This is a genomic window from Rahnella inusitata, assembly GCF_003263515.1.
Taxonomy (GTDB): domain Bacteria; phylum Pseudomonadota; class Gammaproteobacteria; order Enterobacterales; family Enterobacteriaceae; genus Rahnella; species Rahnella inusitata.
This window is the reverse complement of the sequence record NZ_JYDE01000007.1, coordinates 154,044-174,770: the sequence shown is the minus strand read 5'-3', so window position 1 is coordinate 174,770 and position 20,727 is coordinate 154,044. Positions and strand designations below refer to the sequence as shown.

Genomic DNA, 20,727 nt, shown 5'->3' with positions numbered 1-20,727 from the left:
ATTCAGCGCCCGCAAGGCGCTGAATGTCTTTTCAGTCAACGTCTGCGAGTTTGCCCGTGAGCCAATCGATTCCCGACATCCAGCAAGTTAAAACTTTCCTGCTCCAACTGCAGGAGAACATTACTCAGCAACTGGCAGCCGCCGACGGTCAGGGCCAGTTCGCCGAAGATCAGTGGGTGCGCGAAGAAGGCGGCGGCGGCCAGAGCCGGGTGTTAACCGACGGTGCAGTCTTCGAACAGGCGGGCGTCAACTTCTCGCATGTTTCAGGCGCCACGCTTCCGGCCTCCGCCACCGCGCACAGGCCGGAGCTGGCAGGACGCAGCTTCCAGGCGATGGGCGTTTCGCTGGTCATCCATCCGCTGAGTCCTTACGTGCCAACCAGTCATGCCAACGTGCGTTTTTTCATTGCTGAAAAAGAAGGTGAAGCGCCGGTGTGGTGGTTCGGTGGCGGGTTTGACCTTACGCCTTACTACGGATTTGAAGAAGACGCACGCCACTGGCACCTGACGGCGCAGCAGCTTTGCCAGGCATTTGGCGACGACGTTTATCCGAAATACAAAAAGTGGTGCGACGACTACTTCTTTATCAAACATCGCAACGAGGCGCGCGGTATCGGCGGCTTGTTCTTCGACGATCTGAACACCCCGGATTTCTCAACTTGCTTCGATTTCATGCAGGCCGTGGGCAACGGTTTTACCGACGCCTATCTGCCGATTGTTGAAAAACGTAAAGCGCTGCCGTGGGGCGAACGCGAACGCCAGTTCCAGCTTTACCGTCGTGGCCGCTATGTGGAATTCAATCTGGTGTGGGATCGCGGTACTCTGTTTGGCCTGCAAACCGGAGGCCGCACAGAATCGATTCTGATGTCGATGCCACCGCTGGTGCGCTGGGAATACGGTTATCAGCCAGAGGCGGGAAGCCCGGAAGCCGCGCTGTACAGCGATTTCCTGCCGGTACGCGACTGGCTAAAGAATGAGGAAAAGTACTGATGCAAATCTGGGTCGATGCCGATGCCTGTCCGAACGTCATCAAAGACGTTCTGTTCCGTGCCGCCGAGCGCACCGGCATGATGGTGACGCTGGTGGCTAACCAAATCATCCATACCCCGCCGTCCAAATTCCTGCGCACGCTGCGGGTAGAGGCCGGTTTTGACGTCGCCGATAATGAAATCGTCCGGCGCACTGAGCCGGGCGATTTAGTGATCACCGCCGATATCCCGCTGGCAGCGGAAGTGATCGAGAAAGGCGGCGTCGCGCTTAATCCGCGCGGCGAACGCTACACCACTGAAACCATTAAAGAGCGTCTGAACATGCGCGATTTCATGGATACCATGCGCGCCAGCGGCGTGCAGACCGGCGGACCGCCTGCACTCAATCAACGCGACCGTCAGCAATTCGCCAATGAACTGGATAAATGGCTGCAACAGGCCAAACGCTAAATCCGGTCGGGCAAACCGATTTACCCTACACATTAAAGGAATAAGAAATGGTCAAAAAGATTATCCTCGATTGTGATCCGGGACACGATGACGCCATTGCGATGTTACTGGCGCACGGAAATCCGGAGATCGAACTGCTCGCCGTCACCACGGTGGTCGGCAATCAGACGCTGGAAAAAGTCACCCGCAACGCCTTAGCCGTGGCGCGGGTCATCAACCTGACCGGTGTGCCTTTCGCCGCAGGCGCAACCCGCCCGCTGGTGCGTCAGGTGGAAATCGCCGATGAAATCCACGGGGACTCTGGCCTCGATGGTCCGGTTTTACCGGAAGCCGCCATTACCCTCGAACCGGTTCACGCCATCGATCTGATTATTGATTTGATCATGTCCCATCCGCCGAAAACCATCACGCTGGTGCCGACCGGTGGTTTGACCAATATTGCTATGGCGGTACGCAAAGAGCCGCGCATTGCAGAACGCGTCAAAGAAGTGGTGCTGATGGGCGGTGGTTATCACGTCGGTAACTGGAGCGCCGTGGCGGAGTTCAATATCAAAATTGACCCGGAAGCCGCACACATCGTCTTCAACGAAAAATGGCCGCTGACCATGGTCGGGCTGGATTTAACCCATCAGGCGCTGGCGACGCCGGAAGTGGCGGCACGCATCGCCGCCGTCGGTACGCAACCGGCAAAATTCGTCGGCGAGCTGCTCGAATTCTTCGGCCTGAGCTACAAAGACCGTCAGGGCTTTGATTCCCCGCCTGTGCATGACCCCTGCGCCGTGGCTTATGTAATTGATCCGAACGTGATGACGGTGCGCAAAGTGCCGATAGATATCGAGCTGACCGGTATGCTGACGCTGGGCATGACCGTCGCAGATTTCCGCGCCCCGCCGCCGCCGAACTGTCATACACAGGTCGCAGTGAAACTCGATCATCAGCGCTTTTGGGATCTGATCGTCGATGCGCTTGAACGGATCGGAGAAGTGAAATACTGACCTAATGATGTCTGAGGCAGTTCACAAACAGTCCGCAACAGTGAAACCAGGCAGAACCGCGCCATCCATGGCGTGGACGCTTTACTCTTCTGCCTGTCTTTATCTGCACAGACTGGACTTAGCAATCTGATGGGCTTCCTCCGGGACGCCCTTTTACTTATATAACGAAAGTTATAATGGTTCGGTCTGCGCTTCGACCACCGCCAGCGCCACCATGTTTACAATGCGTCTGACCGAGGCAATGGGCGTCAGAATATGCACCGGTTTCGATACCCCCATCAACACCGGCCCGACGGTTACCCCTTCCGAACTGGAAACCCGCAGCAGGTTATAACTGATACGCGCCGACTCCATGTTTGGCATGATCAGGATATTGGCAGCCCCTTTCAGCGGGCTGTCTGGCATGATGTCCTGACGGATGCTTTCCACCAGCGCAGCATCGCCGTGCATCTCTCCGTCAATTTCCAAATCCGGCTCGCGGGCGTTCACCAGTTCCAGGGTTCTGCGCATTTTCAACGCCGCCGGGCTGTCCGAGGTGCCGAAACTGGAATGCGATAACAACGCTACTTTCGGCTCGATACCGAAGCGTCGCACCGTTTCGGCCGCCATCAGCGTGATTTCCGCCAACTGTTCCGCCGTCGGATCGTCATTGACGTAGGTATCGGCGATAAAGGTATTTCCGCTCGGCAACAGCAGCGCATTCATGGCCCCGGCAACGTGTGCACCTTCGCGGAAACCAAACACATTTTCCACAATGTCATAATGCTCATGATAGGTGCCGACGGTGCCACAAATCATCGCGTCGGCTTCGCCGCGCAGCAACATGATGGCGGCAATCAGCGTCGGGTTGCCGATCACCGCGCGACGGGCCTGCTCCTGCGAGACGCCGCGCCGTTTCATGCGCTCATAATATTCGCGCCAGTATTCGTTAAAACGCGGATCGGATTCGTTATTCACCACTTCAAAATCTCTTCCCGCCTCAAGTTGCAGACCGAGTTTTTTAATGCGCATCTCAATGACACTAGGCCGTCCGACCAGAATCGGTTTCGCCAGCCCAAGGGAAATCAGCTCCTGCGTCGCCTGCAGCACGCGCTCCTCTTCCCCTTCGGCCATCACCACGCGTTTAGCGTCTTTTTTAGCCTGTGCGAAAATCGGCTTCATAAACAAATTGGTCTTGTAGACGAACTCAGACAGCTTCTCAATGTAAGCGTCAAAATCGACGATGGGCCGCGTCGCCACGCCGGAATCCATCGCTGCTTTAGCGACTGCCGGAGCAATTTTCACGATAAGCCGCGGATCGAAGGGCTTAGGAATGATGTACTCAGGCCCAAAAGACAGTTCCTCTTCCCCATACGCCGAAGCCACCACGTCGCTTTGTTCGGCCATCGCAAGGTCGGCGATCGCATGTACGCAGGCCAGTTTCATTTCCTCATTGATGGTGGTCGCACCAACGTCCAGCGCCCCGCGAAAAATGAACGGAAAACACAGCACGTTATTCACCTGATTCGGATAATCCGACCGGCCAGTGCAGATAATTGCATCCGGGCGCACGGCTTTGGCCAGCGGCGGCAGAATTTCCGGTTCAGGATTAGCAAGCGCCAGAATCAGCGGATCTTTGGCCATGGTTTTCACCATGTCCTGTGTCAGCACGCCCGGTCCGGAACAACCGAGGAAAATATCCGCCTGCGGGATCGCATCAGCCAGCGTGCGCTGTCCATTGTCCTCAATGGCATAGGCCGCTTTGGTTTCGGCCATATTTTCTTCGCGCCCCTGATAAATTACACCGCGCGAATCGCATGCCGTGATGTTGTGGCGTTTAAGCCCCAGCGCTACCAGCAAATTGAGGCAGGCAATGGCCGAAGCTCCCGCGCCTGACACCACCAGCCGCACATCGGAAATGTTTTTCCCGACCACGCGCAGGCCGTTAAGCACCGCAGCAGTACAGATAATTGCGGTGCCGTGCTGATCGTCATGGAACACCGGAATGTTCATACGTTCGCGCAGTTTTTTCTCAATGTAGAAACATTCAGGCGCTTTGATGTCTTCGAGATTGATGCCGCCGAACGTCGGTTCAAGCGCGGCGATCACGTTTATCAATTTGTCCGGATCCAGCTCATCTATTTCGATATCAAACACGTCGATACCGGCGAATTTCTTAAAAAGCACGCCCTTGCCTTCCATCACCGGTTTACCCGCCAGCGCCCCGATATTGCCAAGCCCAAGCACCGCCGTGCCGTTGGAAATCACTGCCACCAGATTGCCCTTAGCGGTGTATTTATAGGCAGCCAGCGGGTCTTTTTGGATTTCAAGACAAGGTGCCGCCACACCTGGAGAGTACGCCAGCGCCAGATCGCGCTGCGTGGCGAGCGGTTTGGTGGGTGAGACCTGAATTTTTCCGGGCACCGGGAATTCGTGGAAATCGAGCGCACTCTGTTTCAGTTGTTCGTCCATCGTAGGGTCCTTTTTGTGTTTCTTATTTTTTTATAGGGGTACAGACCGGGAAAGCCGCAACATTTGGTTCACCAACGCTTTCAGTTTTCCCGCACAACAGTATAGATAACCTGCCACGACAGAGGGTGAAGCACGACCAAAACTTGCGCGTTACATTGATTACTTTTCGTTCGCGGAAGACGTCTCGCAAATTTCGACTAAGCTTAATGTTCCCCCTTGCGCAACACAGGTTGAAAGTTCAGCCTTGCGTAGGCTTTTGCTTTTTCATTGCTCTTACCCATTACAACAATCAGAGAAAGCGCATTCAAATTGTTAACAGAATGATGCAGGGTAGTAGCCCTGTGAAAAGAGACGAACGCTTCTCTTCTCGTATCATTTTTCTTCCTAAGGAGATGTTGAAATGAACCAGTTAGACGCCCTCAAAAAGCTAACGACTGTCGTTGCCGACAGCGGTGATATCGAATCCATTCGTCATTTCGAACCGCAGGATGCCACCACCAATCCATCCTTAATTCTCAAAGCTGCCGACCTGCCGCAGTATCAAAACCTCATCAAAGACGCGCTGGATTACGCACGTAAAAAAGGCGGCAGCAAAGAGGATCAGGTGATCAACGCCACGGACAAGCTGGCGGTGAATATTGGTGTCGAAATTCTGAAAAGCGTCCCTGGCCGCATCTCGACCGAAGTCGATGCGCGCATGTCATTTGACAGCGAAAAGTGCCTGGCTAAAGCGCGAAAACTGATTGGCTTGTATCAGGAACAGGGGATCGATAAATCCCGCATTCTGATCAAACTGGCTTCCACCTGGGAAGGCATCAAAGCTGCCGAACAGCTGGAAAAGGAAGGCATTAACTGTAACCTGACGCTGCTGTTCTCTTTTGCTCAGGCACGCGCCTGCGCCGAAGCCGGTGTGTATCTGATCTCCCCGTTCGTTGGCCGAATCTATGACTGGTACAAAGCCAAAGAGCCAAATGCGACGTATGACGTGGAAAAAGATCCGGGCGTGAAATCCGTTCGTGAGATCTACAAGTACTACAAAGCGCAGGGCTATGAGACCGTCATCATGGGAGCGAGCTTCCGTAAAGTGGAACAGATCCTGGCGCTGGCCGGTTGTGACCGCCTGACCATCTCACCTAACCTGCTTGAAGAGCTGAAAGCCAGCGATGCGCCAGTGGAACGAAAACTGCAATCCTCATCAGCCCCGGGCAACAAACAGCCTGTGCCGCTGACTCAGGCCGAATTCCTCTGGGAACATCACCAGGACGCCATGGCCGTTGATAAACTGGCCGAAGGTATCCGCCAGTTTGCCGTCGATCAGAAGAAACTCGAAGATGTGCTGTCTGCTCAACTGTAATTTCACCCATTGATATTCCAATGGCTGCTGCCTGTGGGCGCGGCCATTCACCGGAGAAAAATATGCCTTCTCGTAGAGAACTAGCGAATGCTATCCGTGCCTTAAGCATGGATGCGGTGCAGAAAGCGAATTCCGGCCACCCCGGCGCACCAATGGGGATGGCGGATATCGCTGAAGTTCTGTGGCGCGATTACATGAATCACAACCCGACCAACCCGAACTGGGCCGATCGCGACCGCTTTGTGCTGTCGAACGGTCACGGTTCGATGCTGATTTACAGCCTGCTGCATCTCACCGGTTATGACCTGCCGATGAAAGAGCTGGAGAATTTCCGCCAGCTGCACTCCAAAACGCCGGGGCACCCGGAATACGGCTATACGCCGGGCGTTGAGACCACGACCGGCCCGCTGGGTCAGGGCATTGCCAACGCCGTCGGTTTTGCTATCGCCGAACGCACGCTGGCTGCGCAGTTCAACCGCGAAGGCCACGATATCGTCAACCACCATACCTACGCTTTTATGGGTGACGGTTGCATGATGGAAGGAATTTCCCACGAAGCCTGTTCGCTAGCTGGCACCATGAAACTCGGCAAACTGACTGCGTTTTATGATGACAACGGGATCTCTATCGACGGCCACGTGGAAGGCTGGTTCACCGATGACACTGCCAAACGTTTCGAAGCATATGGCTGGCATGTGATCCGCGGTGTTGATGGGCAGAACTCTGACGCCATCAAAGCAGCGATTGAAGAATCGCACAAAGTCACCGACCGTCCTTCCCTGCTGCTGTGTAAAACGGTCATCGGTTTTGGCTCGCCAAATAAACACGGTACGCACGATGCGCACGGCGCGGCTCTGGGCGTGGATGAAGTGGCTGCCACGCGCAAGGAACTGGGCTGGAACTACCCTGCCTTTGAAATTCCGCAGGATATTTATGCCGCCTGGGATGCCAAAGAAGCGGGTAAAGCGAAAGAAAAAGCCTGGGATGATAAGTTTGCGGCTTACGCCAGCGCTTATCCTGATCTGGCGAAAGAATTTAAGCGCCGCGTGAGCGGTGAGCTGCCGGAAAACTGGGAAGCCGACGCGCAGAAATTCATCGAAGGTTTACAGGCTAATCCGGCCAACATTGCCAGCCGCAAAGCCTCACAAAACACGCTGGAAGAGTTCGGTAAAATCCTGCCTGAATTCCTCGGCGGTTCTGCTGACCTTGCGCCAAGTAACCTGACTATGTGGTCCGGCTCTAAATCGCTGGGTGATGACATAGCCGGTAACTACATCCACTACGGCGTGCGCGAATTCGGCATGACGGCTATCTCCAACGGTATCGCGCTACACGGCGGCTTCCTGCCTTATTCGGCTACGTTCCTGATGTTCGTCGAATACGCCCGTAATGCGGTGCGTATGGCGTCACTGATGAAGATCCGCAATGTGTTCGTCTACACCCATGACTCCATCGGCCTGGGCGAAGACGGCCCGACGCATCAGCCGGTCGAGCAAATGGCCAGCCTGCGCGTTACGCCAAACATGAGCCTGTGGCGTCCGGCGGATCAGGTCGAATCAGCAATCGCCTGGAAATACGCCATTGAGCGCAACGACGGCCCATCCGCACTGATCTTCTCCCGTCAGAACCTGACCCAGCAACCGCGTACAGCGGAGCAGCTGGCTAATGTGGCGCGTGGCGGTTATGTGCTGAAAGATTGCGAAGGCAAGCCAGACGTCATTCTGATAGCCACCGGTTCTGAAGTGGGTATTACCGTCGAAGCAGCCGATAAACTGGCCGCAGGCGGCACCAAAGTGCGCGTTGTTTCCATGCCGTCGACTGACGTTTACGACAAACAGGACACGGCATACCGTGAATCAGTGCTGCCGAAAGACGTTCCGGCGCGACTGGCAGTGGAAGCCGGTATTGCGGATTACTGGTACAAGTACGTTGGCCTCAACGGCGGCGTAGTCGGCATGACCAGCTTCGGCGAATCTGCTCCGGCAGAACAGCTGTTCAAAGAGTTCGGCTTTACTGTCGATAACGTTGTCGCGAAAGCGCAGGCGTTGCTGAAATAACGTCGTCGCCTGCCATACCCCTCCCGCCCTCCCTCTTTGCAGGGGGAGGAGCAAATTCAAAATCGGCTGGGTCTGCTCCCTCTCCTGCCAGGGAGAGGGCCGGGATGGGGTATAACCGCAAACACCTTGCATTTTTAAGGGCTAAAATCCCTTCGCTTTGGTCTTGCTCTAAATCCCTCGCTCCGGTAAAGTCCCGCCCCTTCTTTGGCATGGGGATCAGTGATGTTTATTGGATTTGACTACGGTACAGCGAATTGCTCAGTTGCGGTGATGCGCGACAATAACGCCCAACTGCTGGCGTTAGAAAATAACGATCCTTATTTACCCTCCATGCTTTGTGCGCCAACTCGCGAAGCGGTCAGCGAATGGCTGAACCGTCACGGACAGGTGCCAACGGGCAGTGATGAAAATCTGGCGCTGCTGCGTCGCAGTATAAGCTTTAACCGCGAGGAAGATATTCCGGTTAACGCCAACAGCGTGCAGTTTGGTTTGCAGGCACTCGCCACCTATATGGAAGATCCGGAAGAGGTGTACTTTGTCCGCTCACCGAAATCCTTCCTGGGCGCAAACGGCCTGAAGCCGCAGCAAATTGCTCTGTTCGAAGATCTGGTCTGCGCGATGATGTATCACATCAAACGTCAGGCAGAATCCGTGTTACAGCAGACCATTGAGCAGACCGTCATTGGCCGCCCGATCAACTTCCAGGGCATGGGCGGCGATGATGCCAACCGTCAGGCACAGGGTATTTTGCAACGCGCCGCAGAACGCGCCGGTTTCCGCGATATCGCTTTCCAGTTCGAACCGGTAGCAGCAGGGCTGGATTTTGAAGCGACGCTGACGGACGAGAAAACCGTGCTGGTGGTGGATATCGGCGGTGGTACCACCGACTGCTCAGTATTGCTGATGGGCCCACAGTGGCGCGATAAGGCAGAGCGTCAGAACAGCCTGCTCGGCCACAGCGGTTGCCGCGTGGGCGGGAACGATCTGGATATCATGACAGCGTTCAAACAGCTGACGCCACAGTTCGGCATGGGCAGCGAAACCCACAAAGGAATCGCTATTCCTGCACTGCCTTACTGGAATGCGGTAGCGACTAACGATGTCCCTGCTCAGATCGATTTTTACAGCGTCGCCAATGGCCGCATGCTGCGTGATTTAATCCGCGATGCCGCACAGCCAGATCTCATCAAACGCCTGCTGAAAGTTCAGCAACAGCGTCTGAGCTATCGTCTGGTGCGCGCGGCGGAAGAGAGCAAGATTGCGCTCTCCGAACGCGAAAGCGTCACGGCGGCAATGGACTTCATCGAGGCGGGACTGGCAGAAACTATCAGCCAGCAGCAGCTGAGCGAAGCTATCGCACAGCCACTGGAGCGCATTCAGGAACAGGTGAATCTGGCGCTGGCGAGCAGTGACATCAAGCCGGACGTGATTTATCTGACCGGTGGCAGTGCGCGCTCTCCTCTGTTGCGGGCTGCGTTGCAGGCACAATTGCCGGGCATTCCGCTGGTCGGGGGCAACGATTTCGGCTCAGTCACCGCCGGTCTGGCCCGCTGGGCGCAAACCCTGTTCCGTTAATCGCAAGATTCCCGGCACATCAGTACGCAATAAAAAACCGCCTGATTTCTCACGGCGGTTTTTTTATTTTCCAAACGAGGTTATTTCCAGGCGCTGGCGTCGTTCAGCGTCTGAATATCAGCATCGTCCAGCCTGAGCGTCGCGGCCTGCGCCAGTTCATTGAGCTGTTGCAAAGAGGTGGCGCTGACAATCGGAGAGGTAATGCTCGGGCGCGCAATCTGCCATGCCAACGCCACCTGCCCCGGCTGCACGCCGTGCTTCTCAGCCACCTGATCCAGCCCTTTAAGCACTTTCAAACCACGATCGTCGAGGTAACGTTCGATCACGCTTTCGCCACGCTTACTTTTGCTGGCATCCGCTTTGGTGCGGTATTTCCCGGTCAGGAAACCGCTCGCCAGCCCGTAAAAGTTGATCACACCGACACCGTTTTCCGTGACGACCTTTTCCAGCGTTTCTTCATACACTTTGCGGTCATACAGGTTGTACAGCGGTTGCAGCGTTTCATAACGCGCCAGCCCGTTATCCTTGCTGACTTTCAGCGCTTCGGCCAGACGCGGTGCGCTGTAGTTAGAAGCACCGATGGCCCGTACTTTACCTTCTTTGATTAACGCATCGAACGCGGCCAGTGATTCCGCCAGCGGTGTATCTGCGTCGTCATCATGGGACTGATAGAGATCGATATAATCCGTTTGCAGGCGCTTGAGCGATGCTTCAACCGCCTCTTTGATATAGCGTGGCGACAAGCCGACTTTGCCTTCGCCCATCGGTTTACCGACTTTGGTCGCCAGAACTATCTGGTCGCGCTTACCGGTTTTCTTCAACCAGTTGCCGATGATCGTTTCAGATTCGCCGCCCTGATTGCCATCGACCCAGCGGGAATAGACGTCGGCGGTATCGATAAAGTTCAGGTTATTATCCAGCAAGGCATCGAGCAGGCTGAAAGAGGCGGACTGATCGACTGTCCAGCCAAACACGTTGCCACCAAAAGTCAGCACCGGTACCTGAATACCTGAACGGCCTAATTCTCTTTTACTCATCACTCTCTCCCTATAACGGTCAGTGTAAAGTTGCTTCGCGTGCGAACGGTTTGTGATTCAGGGTTAACCTTAGCATTTTGATATAAAATGAGTGGCTTACTGCCCGACCTTTTTGTCATAAGTAATTTCAAAAATGTTAAGAGGATTGAGAAGGACTCTCCTTATTTCCTCCATTTTCTGCCGGAGCATTCTGGCTACACTGTGGGTCTGGCCTGCTGACGGTTGCCGTCCCCAGGCCGCGACAATGATTGTGCTGATGCGATAACCCGATGAAATCTGAAAATACTGAGACTGTACCGCCCTCCGAGCCGCTGCCGCCTTCTGTGCGCTGGCAGTTGTGGATCGTCGCGTTTGGCTTTTTTATGCAGGCGCTGGATACCACCATCGTCAATACCGCGCTGCCGTCGATGGCCCAAAGCCTCGGTGAAAATCCTCTGCACATGCATTCGGTGGTGGTCGCTTATGTGCTGACCGTGGCAGTGATGCTGCCCGCCAGCGGCTGGCTGGCGGATAAAGTCGGTGTGAAATGGGTGTTCTTCTCGGCCATCGTGCTGTTCACCCTGGGTTCACTGCTCTGTGCGCAATCTGACAGCCTGCGCGAGCTGGTGATGTCCCGCGTGGTACAAGGGATTGGCGGCGCGATGATGGTACCGGTCGGGCGGCTGACGGTGCTGAAAATCGTGCCGCGCAGTGAATATATGGCGGCCATGACTATGGTGACGTTACCCGGTCAGGTCGGCCCGCTGCTTGGCCCGGCACTCGGGGGTTTTCTGGTGCAGTACGCCAGCTGGCACTGGATATTTTTGATCAATCTGCCTGTCGGCATTGCCGGTTGTATTGCCACATTAATGATCATGCCGAATTACAAAATGCAGACGCGCCGCTTTGATATCAGCGGTTTTGTGATGCTGGCAGTGTGTATGGCGACGCTGACGCTGGCGCTCGACGGCAGCCGCGGGCTCGGGCTGACGCCGCTGGAATTACTGCTGCTGGTGGTGGTTGGATTTGGCGCGCTCGGTATCTACTGGATGCACGCGCGCGGTAATTTATCTGCCCTGTTTTCACTGCGTCTGTTTCATACGCCGACCTTTAAAATCGGCCTGACCGGCAGTTTTCTGGGTCGCATCGGCAGCGGTATGTTGCCGTTTATGACGCCGGTCTTTCTGCAACTCGGCATGGGCTTCACCCCCTTTCACGCCGGGCTGATGATGATCCCGATGGTGCTCGGGAGCATGGGAATGAAGCGCGTGGTGGTCCGGCTGGTTAATCAGCTCGGCTACCGTTCTGCGCTGGTGACCGCCACGCTGTTGCTGGCGCTGATTACGTTTATCTTCCCGCTGGTGGCGATTTATGGCGCTGTGTGGATGATCCCGATTGTGCTGTTCTTCCAGGGGATGGTGAATTCGCTGCGCTTCTCGTCGATGAATACCCTGACGCTGAAAGACTTGCCGCCGCGCCTTGCCAGCAGCGGCAACAGTTTGCTGTCGATGATCATGCAGCTGTCGATGAGTCTGGGCGTCAGCGTCGCAGGTATCCTCATCGGCGTGTTTGCGCAACAGCAGGTGAACGTCGGCAGCGGCGCGATGCATACCGCGTTTCTGTACTGCTATATGGCGATGGCGGTGATTATCGCCCTGCCAGCCTGGGTCTTTTCGCGCGTGCCGGCTGATGCCCAGAAAAATGCCCTTATTGACCGTCGTCGCGCTGCGGCCAGCTCTCCCGATCCAATGAGAAAATCATGAAACTAGGAATTACCGTCAAACTGTTCATGGCCATCTTCTGCACCTGTGCGCTGGTGTTAATCACCATGAACTGGGGCGTGCGGATGAGCTTCGAGCGCGGCTTTATTGATTACATCCGCCAGAGTAACGAACAGCGCGTGGAGTTGCTGGCCGACACGTTGCAGGAACAATACAAACAACACGGCAGCTGGGAGTTTTTAGAAACCAATGACCGTCTGATCTATCAGCTGATGCGTTCCTTTGAACAAAACAGCAGCCCGCGGATGCCGCCGCAGGGATGGCGCACAAAATTTTGGATCCTCGACAGCCACGATCGCCGGATTGGCGGATACGATCAGCCGGTGCCGCCTGATTTGCAGGGACCGCGCCGCGTGATGACCGTCAACGGCGTAGTGATAGGTTCGGTGATTTCGACCCCGGCTGAACGCCTCACACGCGACGCCGACATCAACTTCGAGCGTCAGCAAAGCCGCACCAGCTGGATGATTGTCGCCTTTACCGCTCTGCTGGCCGCCGCCGTCACCTGGTTGTTATCGCGCGGTATGCTCGCGCCGGTCAAACGGCTGGTTAACGGCACCCATCAGCTGGCCGCCGGAGATTTCAGCACCCGCGTGGAAGTCGACAGTCAAGATGAGCTGGGGAAGCTGGCGCAGGATTTCAACCAGCTGGCGATGACGCTGGAAAAGAACGAGCAGATGCGGCGGGCGTTTATGGCCGATATTTCCCACGAGCTGCGCACTCCGCTTGCGGTGCTGCGCGGTGAACTGGAAGCGATGCAGGATGGCGTGCGCAAAATGACCCTTGGCTCACTGGAATCATTGCAGTCGGAAGTCTCAATCCTCACCAAGCTGGTGGATGATTTGCACCAGCTTTCCCTTTCCGATGCCGGTGCGCTGGCGTACCGTAAAGTGGATACCGATGTTGTGCATCTGGTGCAGTTGGCGGAAGCCGGTTCTCGCGATCGTTTCCACAGCAAGCAGTTAACGCTGACCAGCAAATTACCTGAAAGCGCGCAGGTGTTTGGCGATCCGCAGCGTCTGTCACAGCTTTTCAACAATCTTATGGAAAACAGCCTGCGCTATACTGACCCCAATGGCGGACTGGAAATTCTGGGCGAAATCCGCGACAAATTGCTGATACTCACGTTTCAGGACAGCGCGCCAGGCATCAGCGATGAACAGCTGATCCGCATTTTTGAACGCTTTTATCGCACCGAAGGCTCGCGTAACCGCGCCAGCGGCGGCTCCGGTTTAGGTCTGGCGATTTGTCAGAATATCGTCGAAGCACACGGCGGGCAGATAAGCGCCAGCCACTCTCCCGCAGGCGGCGTGCGTATCACGGTCGTCCTGCCGCTTTCTGTTCCACATGGACCGAGAAACTGATGAACGATTTAGTAGCATCCGGCCATGCGCCGTTAAAAATTTTGATTGTGGAAGATGAGCCGAAACTCGCTCAGTTGCTGATCGATTACCTCGACGCGGCGGGTTATGTCACCCAGTGGCTGCCTGACGGCCACGACGTGATTACTCAGGTCAAAGCCAGCCCGCCGGCGATGATCTTGCTGGATCTGATGTTGCCGGGCAGCAGCGGCCTGTCGATCTGTCGTGATATCCGCCAGTTTTCTGACGTGCCGATCATGATGGTAACGGCAAAAACCGAAGAGATTGATCGCCTGCTGGGGCTCGAAATCGGGGCGGATGATTACATCTGCAAACCGTACAGCCCGCGTGAAGTGGTGGCGCGCGTCAAAGTTATCCTGCGCCGCTGCGTGCGCCCGGATGAAAACATCACCAAAAGCCACGGTCTGCATATCGATGAAGCACGCTTTCAGGCATCGTTTCAGGGGCATGAACTGGAGCTGACGCCAGCAGAATTCCGCCTGCTGAAAACCCTGTCGGTAAAACCTGGCTATGTGTTTACCCGTGAAGTGCTGCTTAATAATCTCTACGATGATTACCGCGTGGTCACTGACCGCACCATCGACAGCCATATCAAAAACCTGCGCCGAAAGCTGGAGTCGCTGGACGGCGAGAAAGCCTTTATCCGCGCGGTCTACGGCGTTGGTTATCGGTGGGAAGCGGAGCCCTGCCATCTCGCCTGACGCTCATAGCCGTTCTTTTCGGGCCGACAGTTCAGTTTTGTAAAGTTGCTGAAAGTCTGTCGGCCAGTTCACATTTCATGCCTTAACTTCCTCTTATCGCCGCGAAAGATTCTCCTTTAACTACACTTAGCTGTGGAAAATAACCCCCCTTGCTGGAGATAACCTTTATGGCGACTGGTCACTATGATCTGAAAAAAGCGAAGAATGGACAGTTTCACTTTAACCTGAAGGCCGGGAACGGAGAGATTATTCTCACCAGTGAAATGTATGCCAGCAAAGCCTCGGCAGAAAATGGCATCACGTCTGTGCAAAACAACGCGCCATATGAAGAACAATACGAGATAAAACCCTCAAAAGACGGGCAGTTTTATTTTGTGCTGAAAGCCAAAAATCATCAGGTGATTGGCGTCAGTGAAATGTACACCACCGAAGGCGCGGCGAGGAAAGGCGTGCAGTCAGTAGTGAAAAACGGGGCGACAGCCGATATCCGCGATTCAACCCAACAACCCGCCTGATCCCTTTTACTGAGGTTGTCGCATTCCTTGCGGCAACCTCAGAAGCCAAAAATTGATCTGACCCCGTAAAACCCCAAATACCCACACTAACCGGCTGCTTTTGTTCAACTCAGACGTTACAATTCTGGCCTTTCGTCGCCCCGCATCCGGGACGGCCCTGACTTGTGATCAGACTGAGATTGACTATGTTAACCCCCGATTCCTTTGTTCCTGAACTGCTCTCTCCTGCCGGTTCCCTGAAAAATATGCGTTATGCCTTCGCCTATGGCGCAGACGCAGTTTACGCCGGACAACCGCGTTACAGCCTGCGCGTGCGTAATAACGAATTTAATCACCAGAATCTGGAAATCGGCATTAACGAAGCCCATGCCCTGGGTAAAAAATTCTACGTGGTTGTCAATATCGCGCCGCACAACGCCAAGCTGAAAACCTTTCTGCGTGATCTGCAACCGGTTATCGACATGGGGCCGGACGCGCTGATCATGTCCGACCCAGGGCTTATCATGATGGTGCGCGAAGCATTCCCGCAGATGGATATTCATCTGTCGGTGCAGGCCAACGCAGTGAACTGGGCGACGGTGAAGTTCTGGAAACAAATGGGGCTGACGCGCGTGATTTTGTCGCGCGAGCTGTCACTCGAAGAGATCGCCGAAATCCGCGCGCAGGTGCCGGATATGGAACTGGAAATTTTCGTCCACGGTGCGCTGTGCATGGCCTATTCCGGCCGCTGCCTGCTTTCCGGTTACATCAACAAGCGTGACCCGAATCAGGGTACCTGCACCAACGCCTGCCGCTGGGAATACAAAGTTCAGGAAGGTAAAGAGAACGATATCGGCAGCATCGTGCATCAGCATGAGCCGATACCGGTACAGCAGGTCGAGGCCGTGCAACCCACTCTGGGCATCGGTCAGCCGACGGACAAAGTGTACATGCTGGAAGAAGCGCTGCGTCCGGGTGAATACATGAGTGCGTTCGAAGATGAACACGGCACCTACATCATGAATTCCAAAGATTTACGCGCTATTCAGCACGTCGAGAGCCTGACCAAAATGGGCGTTCATTCGCTGAAAATCGAAGGCCGCACCAAATCCTTCTACTACTGCGCGCGCACGGCGCAGGTGTATCGTCGCGCCATCGACGACGCCGTTGCCGGTAAACCTTTCGATCCAACATTACTGACCACGCTGGAAGGCCTGGCGCATCGCGGTTATACCGAAGGTTTCCTGCGCCGCCATACGCACGATGCGCAGCAGACGTACGAGTATGGATTCTCAGTCAGCGACCGTCAGCAGTTTGTCGGCGAATTCACCGGTAATCGCGTGGATGGCTGGGCTGAGATCGACGTGAAAAATAAATTCAGCGTCGGCGACAGCGTAGAAATGATGACGCCGCAGGGCAATATTCAGTTCCGCCTTGAAGCGCTGCGTAATAAGAAAGGCCAGCCGACCGACGTCGCGCCAGGCAACGGCCACATTGTTTACGCCGCCCTGCCGGACGACATCAGCCTCGAGTTCGCCATTTTGTTGCGCAATCTGCAAGAAACAGACACGCGCAATCCACACGCAAAATAGGCTTTTGCTGAAAATAAGAAACGGATCACATCTATTTCTTTCTTAGCTGGATAATATGCATTCGCAATTTACTTCGAATGCAAAATAAAGCAACGGACTACACTAGGAACCACCTCCTTGGCCGGCTCAATCTCCCTTGAGCTGGCTTTTCTTTTGGTAATCAATCCATTTAAACATCCCCTTCGTCAAAATAATTATTCTTTTCTTTTAGTCGATTAATAAAAATAATGTATTCCAAAAAAATAATAGCTTTATCGAATATATTTAAGTTCAATTATTTTATTCATGCGGAGTTTTTTTCAATCATTTATCTGATAGCCAAGTATGAGCATTTTCATTTATGGTAGTTATGTATAGAGAAAAGGAGCATACATGACCACAGCATTGCTGATTTTGAATGGAAAAGGCGCAGGCAATGAGGAGCTGCGCGTGGCCGTCGGTGCGCAGCGAAAAGAAGGTGTGGAGCTGACAGTCCGTGTCACCTGGGAATACGGCGATGCCGCACGTTATGTCGCAGAAGCCGTGGCGCTGGGTTGTGACACCGTTATTGCCGGTGGCGGCGATGGCACCATCAATGAAATCGCCGGAGCATTGGCACAGCTTGAAGAACCGCGCCCGGTTCTGGGTATCGTCCCGCTGGGTACGGCGAATGATTTTGCGACCGCCTGTAATATTCCGCTGGCCCCCGAACAGGCGTTGCTGCTGGCGATAAAAGGCCGGGCGGAAGCCATCGATCTTGCCAGGGTGAATGATAAGCACTACTTCATCAATATGGCGACCGGCGGATTTGGTACGCGTATCACCACCGAAACGCCGGAAAAGCTGAAAGCGGCACTCGGCGGCGTCTCGTATTTTATCCACGGGCTGTTACGTCTTGATACGCTGAAAGCCGACCGCTGTGAAATCAAAGGTCCGGATTTCAGCTGGGAAGGCGACGCGCTGGTCATTGGCATCGGCAACGGTCGTCAGGCCGGTGGCGGCCAGCAAATCTGCCCGGAAGCGCTGATCAACGACGGCCTGCTGCAATTGCGTCTGCTGACCTCCGAAGAGCTGCTGCCCTCATTCCTGCGCAGCCTGATCAATAATGAAGAAAATAAAAATATCGTCTCCGCTCATCTCCCCTGGCTGGAAATTACTGCGCCGCATGATATGACCTTCAACCTCGACGGCGAACCGCTGACCGGTAAGCAGTTTCGCATCGAAGTGCTGGCCAACATCATTCAGTGCCGCCTGCCGCCGCATTGTGAACTGCTGGGGTAAATTTCTGCCAGTTCAGACAGCCCGCAACCCTGCGGGCCTTTTCATTTTGGAAGTTGCTGGCGGCTCATCGAATAACAGGCAAACGTGACTGATCCGCATTCAGCCTGCCAACCGGAGGTTTTTTTATGGGTTATTCTGAGGTTCGTATCCCGCTCATCTGACCGCATGGCCTGTGTTTACCTTCGCCATTATTCCCTTCTCTTCAGATAACTTTCGCGCAACAAAGTGTGATCCTCTCCGGCAAAAATCAAGAAACATACTTGTATGGTAGTTGTCATCTGGCGTATTTATAGCCAAAGGAAATGCATCCAACTTTACTGCAGAAGGTCGTAACCGATGAAAATCGTGAATGCTGAAGTCTTTGTTACTTGTCCGGGGCGCAACTTTGTTACGTTGAAAATCACCACCGACAGTGGCCTTACTGGTATCGGTGACGCCACGCTCAATGGTCGGGAGCTGCCGGTCGCGTCATACCTGAAAGACCACGTTTGCCCGCAGCTTATCGGGCGCGATGCGCACCAGATCGAAGACATCTGGCAGTTTTTCTACAAAGGGGCTTACTGGCGTCGCGGGCCGGTCACTATGTCAGCGATTTCAGCGGTGGACACGGCGCTGTGGGATATCAAAGCCAAAGCCGCCAATATGCCGCTATACCAGTTGCTTGGCGGCGCATCCCGTACCGGCGTGATGGTTTACTGTCACACCACCGGTCATTCGGTAGACGAAGTGCTGGATGATTACGCCAAACACAAAGAGCTTGGCTTCAAGGCGATCCGCGCGCAGTGCGGCGTTCCGGGCATGAAAACCACTTACGGGATGTCGAAAGGTAAAGGCCTGGCCTACGAACCGGCAACCAAGGGAAACTGGCCGGAGGAGCAACTGTGGTCGACGGAAAAATACCTCGATTTCACCCCAAAGCTGTTTGAAGCCGTACGTAATAAATTCGGTTTTGACGAACATCTTCTTCACGATATGCATCACCGCCTGACGCCTATCGAAGCGGCACGCTTTGGTAAGAGCATCGAAGACTATCGACTGTTCTGGATGGAAGATCCTACGCCAGCCGAGAATCAGGAATGCTTCCGTTTGATCCGCCAGCACACCGTGACCCCGATTGCCGTCGGTGAAGTCTTCAACAGCATCTGGGATTGCAAACAGCTCATCGAAGAACAGTTGATCGACTATATCCGTACCACTATCACCCACGCGGGCGGCATTACCGGTATGCGCCGGATCGCTGATTTCGCCTCTTTGTATCAGGTTCGCACCGGTTCACACGGCCCGTCAGATCTTTCGCCAGTGTGCATGGCCGCTGCCCTGCACTTCGATCTGTGGGTGCCAAACTTTGGCGTGCAGGAATATATGGGATATTCCGAGCAGATGCTGGAAGTGTTCCCGCATAACTGGACGTTTGATAACGGCTATATGCATCCGGGCGAAAAACCGGGGCTGGGCATCGAGTTCGACGAAAAATTGGCAGCGAAATATCCGTATGAACCGGCGTATTTGCCGGTGGCCCGTCTGGAAGACGGTACTCTGTGGAACTGGTAAGGGAGCGAATAATGAACAGCGTGGTTATACAAGAACCGGGAAAACTGGTGATCGAGCAACGTGCCTTGCCGGTACCTGCCGCCGGTGAGGTACGAGTTCGGGTCAGTTACGCAGGGATCTGCGGCTCGGATGTGCATATTTATCACGGCCACAATCCGTTTGCGAAATATCCGCGCGTGATAGGCCATGAATTCTTCGGCCATATCGACAGCGTCGGAGAAGGCGTCGAAGCATCACGCATCGGCGAGCGCGTGGTGATCGATCCGGTGGTCAGCTGCGGACATTGTTATCCCTGCTCCATTGGTCGGCCCAATGTCTGTGCCGAATTGCAGGTGATCGGCGTGCATCGTGACGGCGGCTTTAGCGATTACGCCTGCGCTCCGGCTAAAAATGCCTATGTCGTGCCCGACGCGATCCCTGACAAACTCGCCAGTATGGTCGAACCTTTTACCATTGCGGCGAACATTACCGCCTTCCTCAAACCGACCCCGCAGGACACCGCACTGGTTTACGGCGCTGGCCCGATGGGGCTGACGGTGATTCAGGTGCTGAAAGGCGTTTACGGTGTGGAGAAAGTGATTGTCGCCGACCGCATAGAAGAACGGTTACAGATGGCACAGCAAAGTGGGGCAGACTGGATCATCAATAATACTGAACGCAGCGTGACCGACGTACTGGCCGCAGAAAATGTACGTCCTACGCTGATTGTCGATGCTGCCTGCCATCCGGCAATTTTGCAGGAAGCCATTTTGCTGGCATCACCGGCAGCACGCATCGGGATGATGGGTTTCTCCGGCGAGCCCAGTACCTTCACGCAACAAAGTATTACCAGTAAAGAAATCTCGTTGTTCTCATCGCGCCTGAACAGCCACCGTTTCCCGCAGGTGATTGAATGGATGGAACAAGGAAAAATTACGCCGGAAAAACTGGTGACGCACTGGATGCCCGCCAGCGACGTGGAAGCTGCTCTGACGCTGTTTGAAAAGGAGCAGCGTGCTTGCTGCAAAGTGTTACTGACGTTCTGATAATTAAAATTTATAAGCTTTGGAAATTCAGGAAGGATGCCCGCCATCCTTCCTG

The 20,727-nt window shown here is 54.7% G+C and carries 16 protein-coding genes; 14 read left to right on the top strand and 2 right to left on the bottom strand.

The genetic code is table 11. The features are described 5' to 3' along the window. The first annotated feature begins 23 nt into the window (after positions 1–23). The 3 genes from hemF to uriH are packed head-to-tail and all read left to right on the top strand — an operon-like array spanning position 24 to position 2,433. Positions 24–989: an oxygen-dependent coproporphyrinogen oxidase gene (gene hemF, locus TU92_RS05050; protein ID WP_112164914.1), complete on the top strand. Its 966-nt coding sequence runs from the start codon at positions 24–26 to the stop codon at positions 987–989. Further along, positions 989–1,438, top strand: coding sequence for a YaiI/YqxD family protein (locus TU92_RS05045; RefSeq protein ID WP_112164912.1), 450 nt, complete (start codon positions 989–991; stop codon positions 1,436–1,438). The genes hemF and TU92_RS05045 overlap by 1 nt, the downstream gene beginning before the upstream one ends. Before the next feature lie 47 nt (positions 1,439–1,485). Next, entirely contained in the window at positions 1,486–2,433 is a 948-nt protein-coding gene (uriH, locus tag TU92_RS05040; RefSeq protein WP_112164910.1) for a uridine-preferring nucleoside hydrolase UriH, read from the top strand. 171 nt (positions 2,434–2,604) lie between these two features. Here uriH and maeB read toward each other — a convergent pair whose 3' ends face one another. Then, positions 2,605–4,884, bottom strand: a complete 2,280-nt coding sequence (gene maeB, locus TU92_RS05035; protein ID WP_112164908.1) for an NADP-dependent oxaloacetate-decarboxylating malate dehydrogenase — start codon at positions 4,882–4,884, stop codon at positions 2,605–2,607. Positions 4,885–5,284: 400 nt separating this feature from the next. On the opposite strand from maeB, the gene tal reads away from it, so the two are divergent. From tal to yegD, 3 genes are all read left to right on the top strand, one after another. Then, the gene (tal, locus tag TU92_RS05025; RefSeq protein ID WP_112164904.1) at positions 5,285–6,238 is read left to right on the top strand and encodes a transaldolase; all 954 of its coding nucleotides are present in this window, start codon (positions 5,285–5,287) and stop codon (positions 6,236–6,238) included. 62 nt (positions 6,239–6,300) lie between these two features. Then, positions 6,301–8,295 carry a transketolase gene (gene tkt / locus TU92_RS05020; protein WP_112164902.1) on the top strand — a complete coding sequence of 665 codons (1,995 nt, stop codon included), beginning with the start codon at positions 6,301–6,303 and terminating at the stop codon, positions 8,293–8,295. 222 nt (positions 8,296–8,517) lie between these two features. After that, on the top strand, positions 8,518–9,870 hold the full coding sequence (gene yegD / locus TU92_RS05015; RefSeq protein WP_112164900.1) for a molecular chaperone: 1,353 nt from the start codon (positions 8,518–8,520) through the stop codon (positions 9,868–9,870). 80 nt (positions 9,871–9,950) lie between these two features. On the opposite strand, the gene TU92_RS05010 is transcribed toward yegD, so the two are convergent. Next, positions 9,951–10,907, bottom strand: a complete 957-nt coding sequence (locus TU92_RS05010) for an aldo/keto reductase (RefSeq protein ID WP_112164898.1) — start codon at positions 10,905–10,907, stop codon at positions 9,951–9,953. A 269-nt stretch (positions 10,908–11,176) separates the two neighbouring features. On the opposite strand from TU92_RS05010, the gene mdtD reads away from it, so the two are divergent. From mdtD to TU92_RS04970, 8 genes are all read left to right on the top strand, one after another. Beyond that, positions 11,177–12,649 (top strand): multidrug transporter subunit MdtD, encoded by a 1,473-nt coding sequence (gene mdtD, locus TU92_RS05005; RefSeq protein WP_112164896.1) that lies wholly within the window; start codon positions 11,177–11,179, stop codon positions 12,647–12,649. Next, a complete protein-coding gene (gene baeS, locus TU92_RS05000; protein WP_112164894.1) occupies positions 12,646–14,031 on the top strand; it encodes an envelope stress sensor histidine kinase BaeS in 1,386 nt (461 codons plus the stop codon). Before mdtD ends, baeS begins: the two co-directional genes overlap by 4 nt. Beyond that, complete coding sequence (gene baeR / locus TU92_RS04995; protein ID WP_112164892.1) at positions 14,031–14,750, top strand: envelope stress response regulator BaeR; 720 nt, start codon at positions 14,031–14,033, stop codon at positions 14,748–14,750. Before baeS ends, baeR begins: the two co-directional genes overlap by 1 nt. A gap of 167 nt (positions 14,751–14,917) precedes the next feature. Next, positions 14,918–15,265, top strand: coding sequence for a YegP family protein (locus tag TU92_RS04990; RefSeq protein WP_112164890.1), 348 nt, complete (start codon positions 14,918–14,920; stop codon positions 15,263–15,265). 185 nt (positions 15,266–15,450) lie between these two features. Then, entirely contained in the window at positions 15,451–16,836 is a 1,386-nt protein-coding gene (gene trhP / locus TU92_RS04985) for a prephenate-dependent tRNA uridine(34) hydroxylase TrhP (protein ID WP_112164888.1), read from the top strand. A 372-nt stretch (positions 16,837–17,208) separates the two neighbouring features. Beyond that, positions 17,209–18,096, top strand: coding sequence for a lipid kinase YegS (yegS, locus tag TU92_RS04980; RefSeq protein WP_112164885.1), 888 nt, complete (start codon positions 17,209–17,211; stop codon positions 18,094–18,096). 336 nt (positions 18,097–18,432) lie between these two features. After that, positions 18,433–19,647: a starvation-sensing protein RspA gene (rspA, locus tag TU92_RS04975; RefSeq protein WP_112164883.1), complete on the top strand. Its 1,215-nt coding sequence runs from the start codon at positions 18,433–18,435 to the stop codon at positions 19,645–19,647. Between the two features lie 11 nt (positions 19,648–19,658). Next, complete coding sequence (locus TU92_RS04970; RefSeq protein WP_112164882.1) at positions 19,659–20,672, top strand: Zn-dependent oxidoreductase; 1,014 nt, start codon at positions 19,659–19,661, stop codon at positions 20,670–20,672. Positions 20,673–20,727: the final 55 nt, after the last annotated feature.

Excerpts from the sequence above, each read along its gene's own strand:
- hemF (WP_112164914.1), top strand. The coding sequence starts at position 24 with ATGTCTTTTCAGTCAACGTCTGCGAGTTTGCCCGTGAGCCAATCGATT.
- TU92_RS05045 (WP_112164912.1), top strand. The coding sequence starts at position 989 with ATGCAAATCTGGGTCGATGCCGATGCCTGTCCGAACGTCATCAAAGAC.
- uriH (WP_112164910.1), top strand. The coding sequence starts at position 1,486 with ATGGTCAAAAAGATTATCCTCGATTGTGATCCGGGACACGATGACGCC.
- maeB (WP_112164908.1), bottom strand. The coding sequence starts at position 4,884 with ATGGACGAACAACTGAAACAGAGTGCGCTCGATTTCCACGAATTCCCG.
- tal (WP_112164904.1), top strand. The coding sequence starts at position 5,285 with ATGAACCAGTTAGACGCCCTCAAAAAGCTAACGACTGTCGTTGCCGAC.
- tkt (WP_112164902.1), top strand. The coding sequence starts at position 6,301 with ATGCCTTCTCGTAGAGAACTAGCGAATGCTATCCGTGCCTTAAGCATG.
- yegD (WP_112164900.1), top strand. The coding sequence starts at position 8,518 with ATGTTTATTGGATTTGACTACGGTACAGCGAATTGCTCAGTTGCGGTG.
- TU92_RS05010 (WP_112164898.1), bottom strand. The coding sequence starts at position 10,907 with ATGAGTAAAAGAGAATTAGGCCGTTCAGGTATTCAGGTACCGGTGCTG.
- mdtD (WP_112164896.1), top strand. The coding sequence starts at position 11,177 with ATGAAATCTGAAAATACTGAGACTGTACCGCCCTCCGAGCCGCTGCCG.
- baeS (WP_112164894.1), top strand. The coding sequence starts at position 12,646 with ATGAAACTAGGAATTACCGTCAAACTGTTCATGGCCATCTTCTGCACC.
- baeR (WP_112164892.1), top strand. The coding sequence starts at position 14,031 with ATGAACGATTTAGTAGCATCCGGCCATGCGCCGTTAAAAATTTTGATT.
- TU92_RS04990 (WP_112164890.1), top strand. The coding sequence starts at position 14,918 with ATGGCGACTGGTCACTATGATCTGAAAAAAGCGAAGAATGGACAGTTT.
- trhP (WP_112164888.1), top strand. The coding sequence starts at position 15,451 with ATGTTAACCCCCGATTCCTTTGTTCCTGAACTGCTCTCTCCTGCCGGT.
- yegS (WP_112164885.1), top strand. The coding sequence starts at position 17,209 with ATGACCACAGCATTGCTGATTTTGAATGGAAAAGGCGCAGGCAATGAG.
- rspA (WP_112164883.1), top strand. The coding sequence starts at position 18,433 with ATGAAAATCGTGAATGCTGAAGTCTTTGTTACTTGTCCGGGGCGCAAC.
- TU92_RS04970 (WP_112164882.1), top strand. The coding sequence starts at position 19,659 with ATGAACAGCGTGGTTATACAAGAACCGGGAAAACTGGTGATCGAGCAA.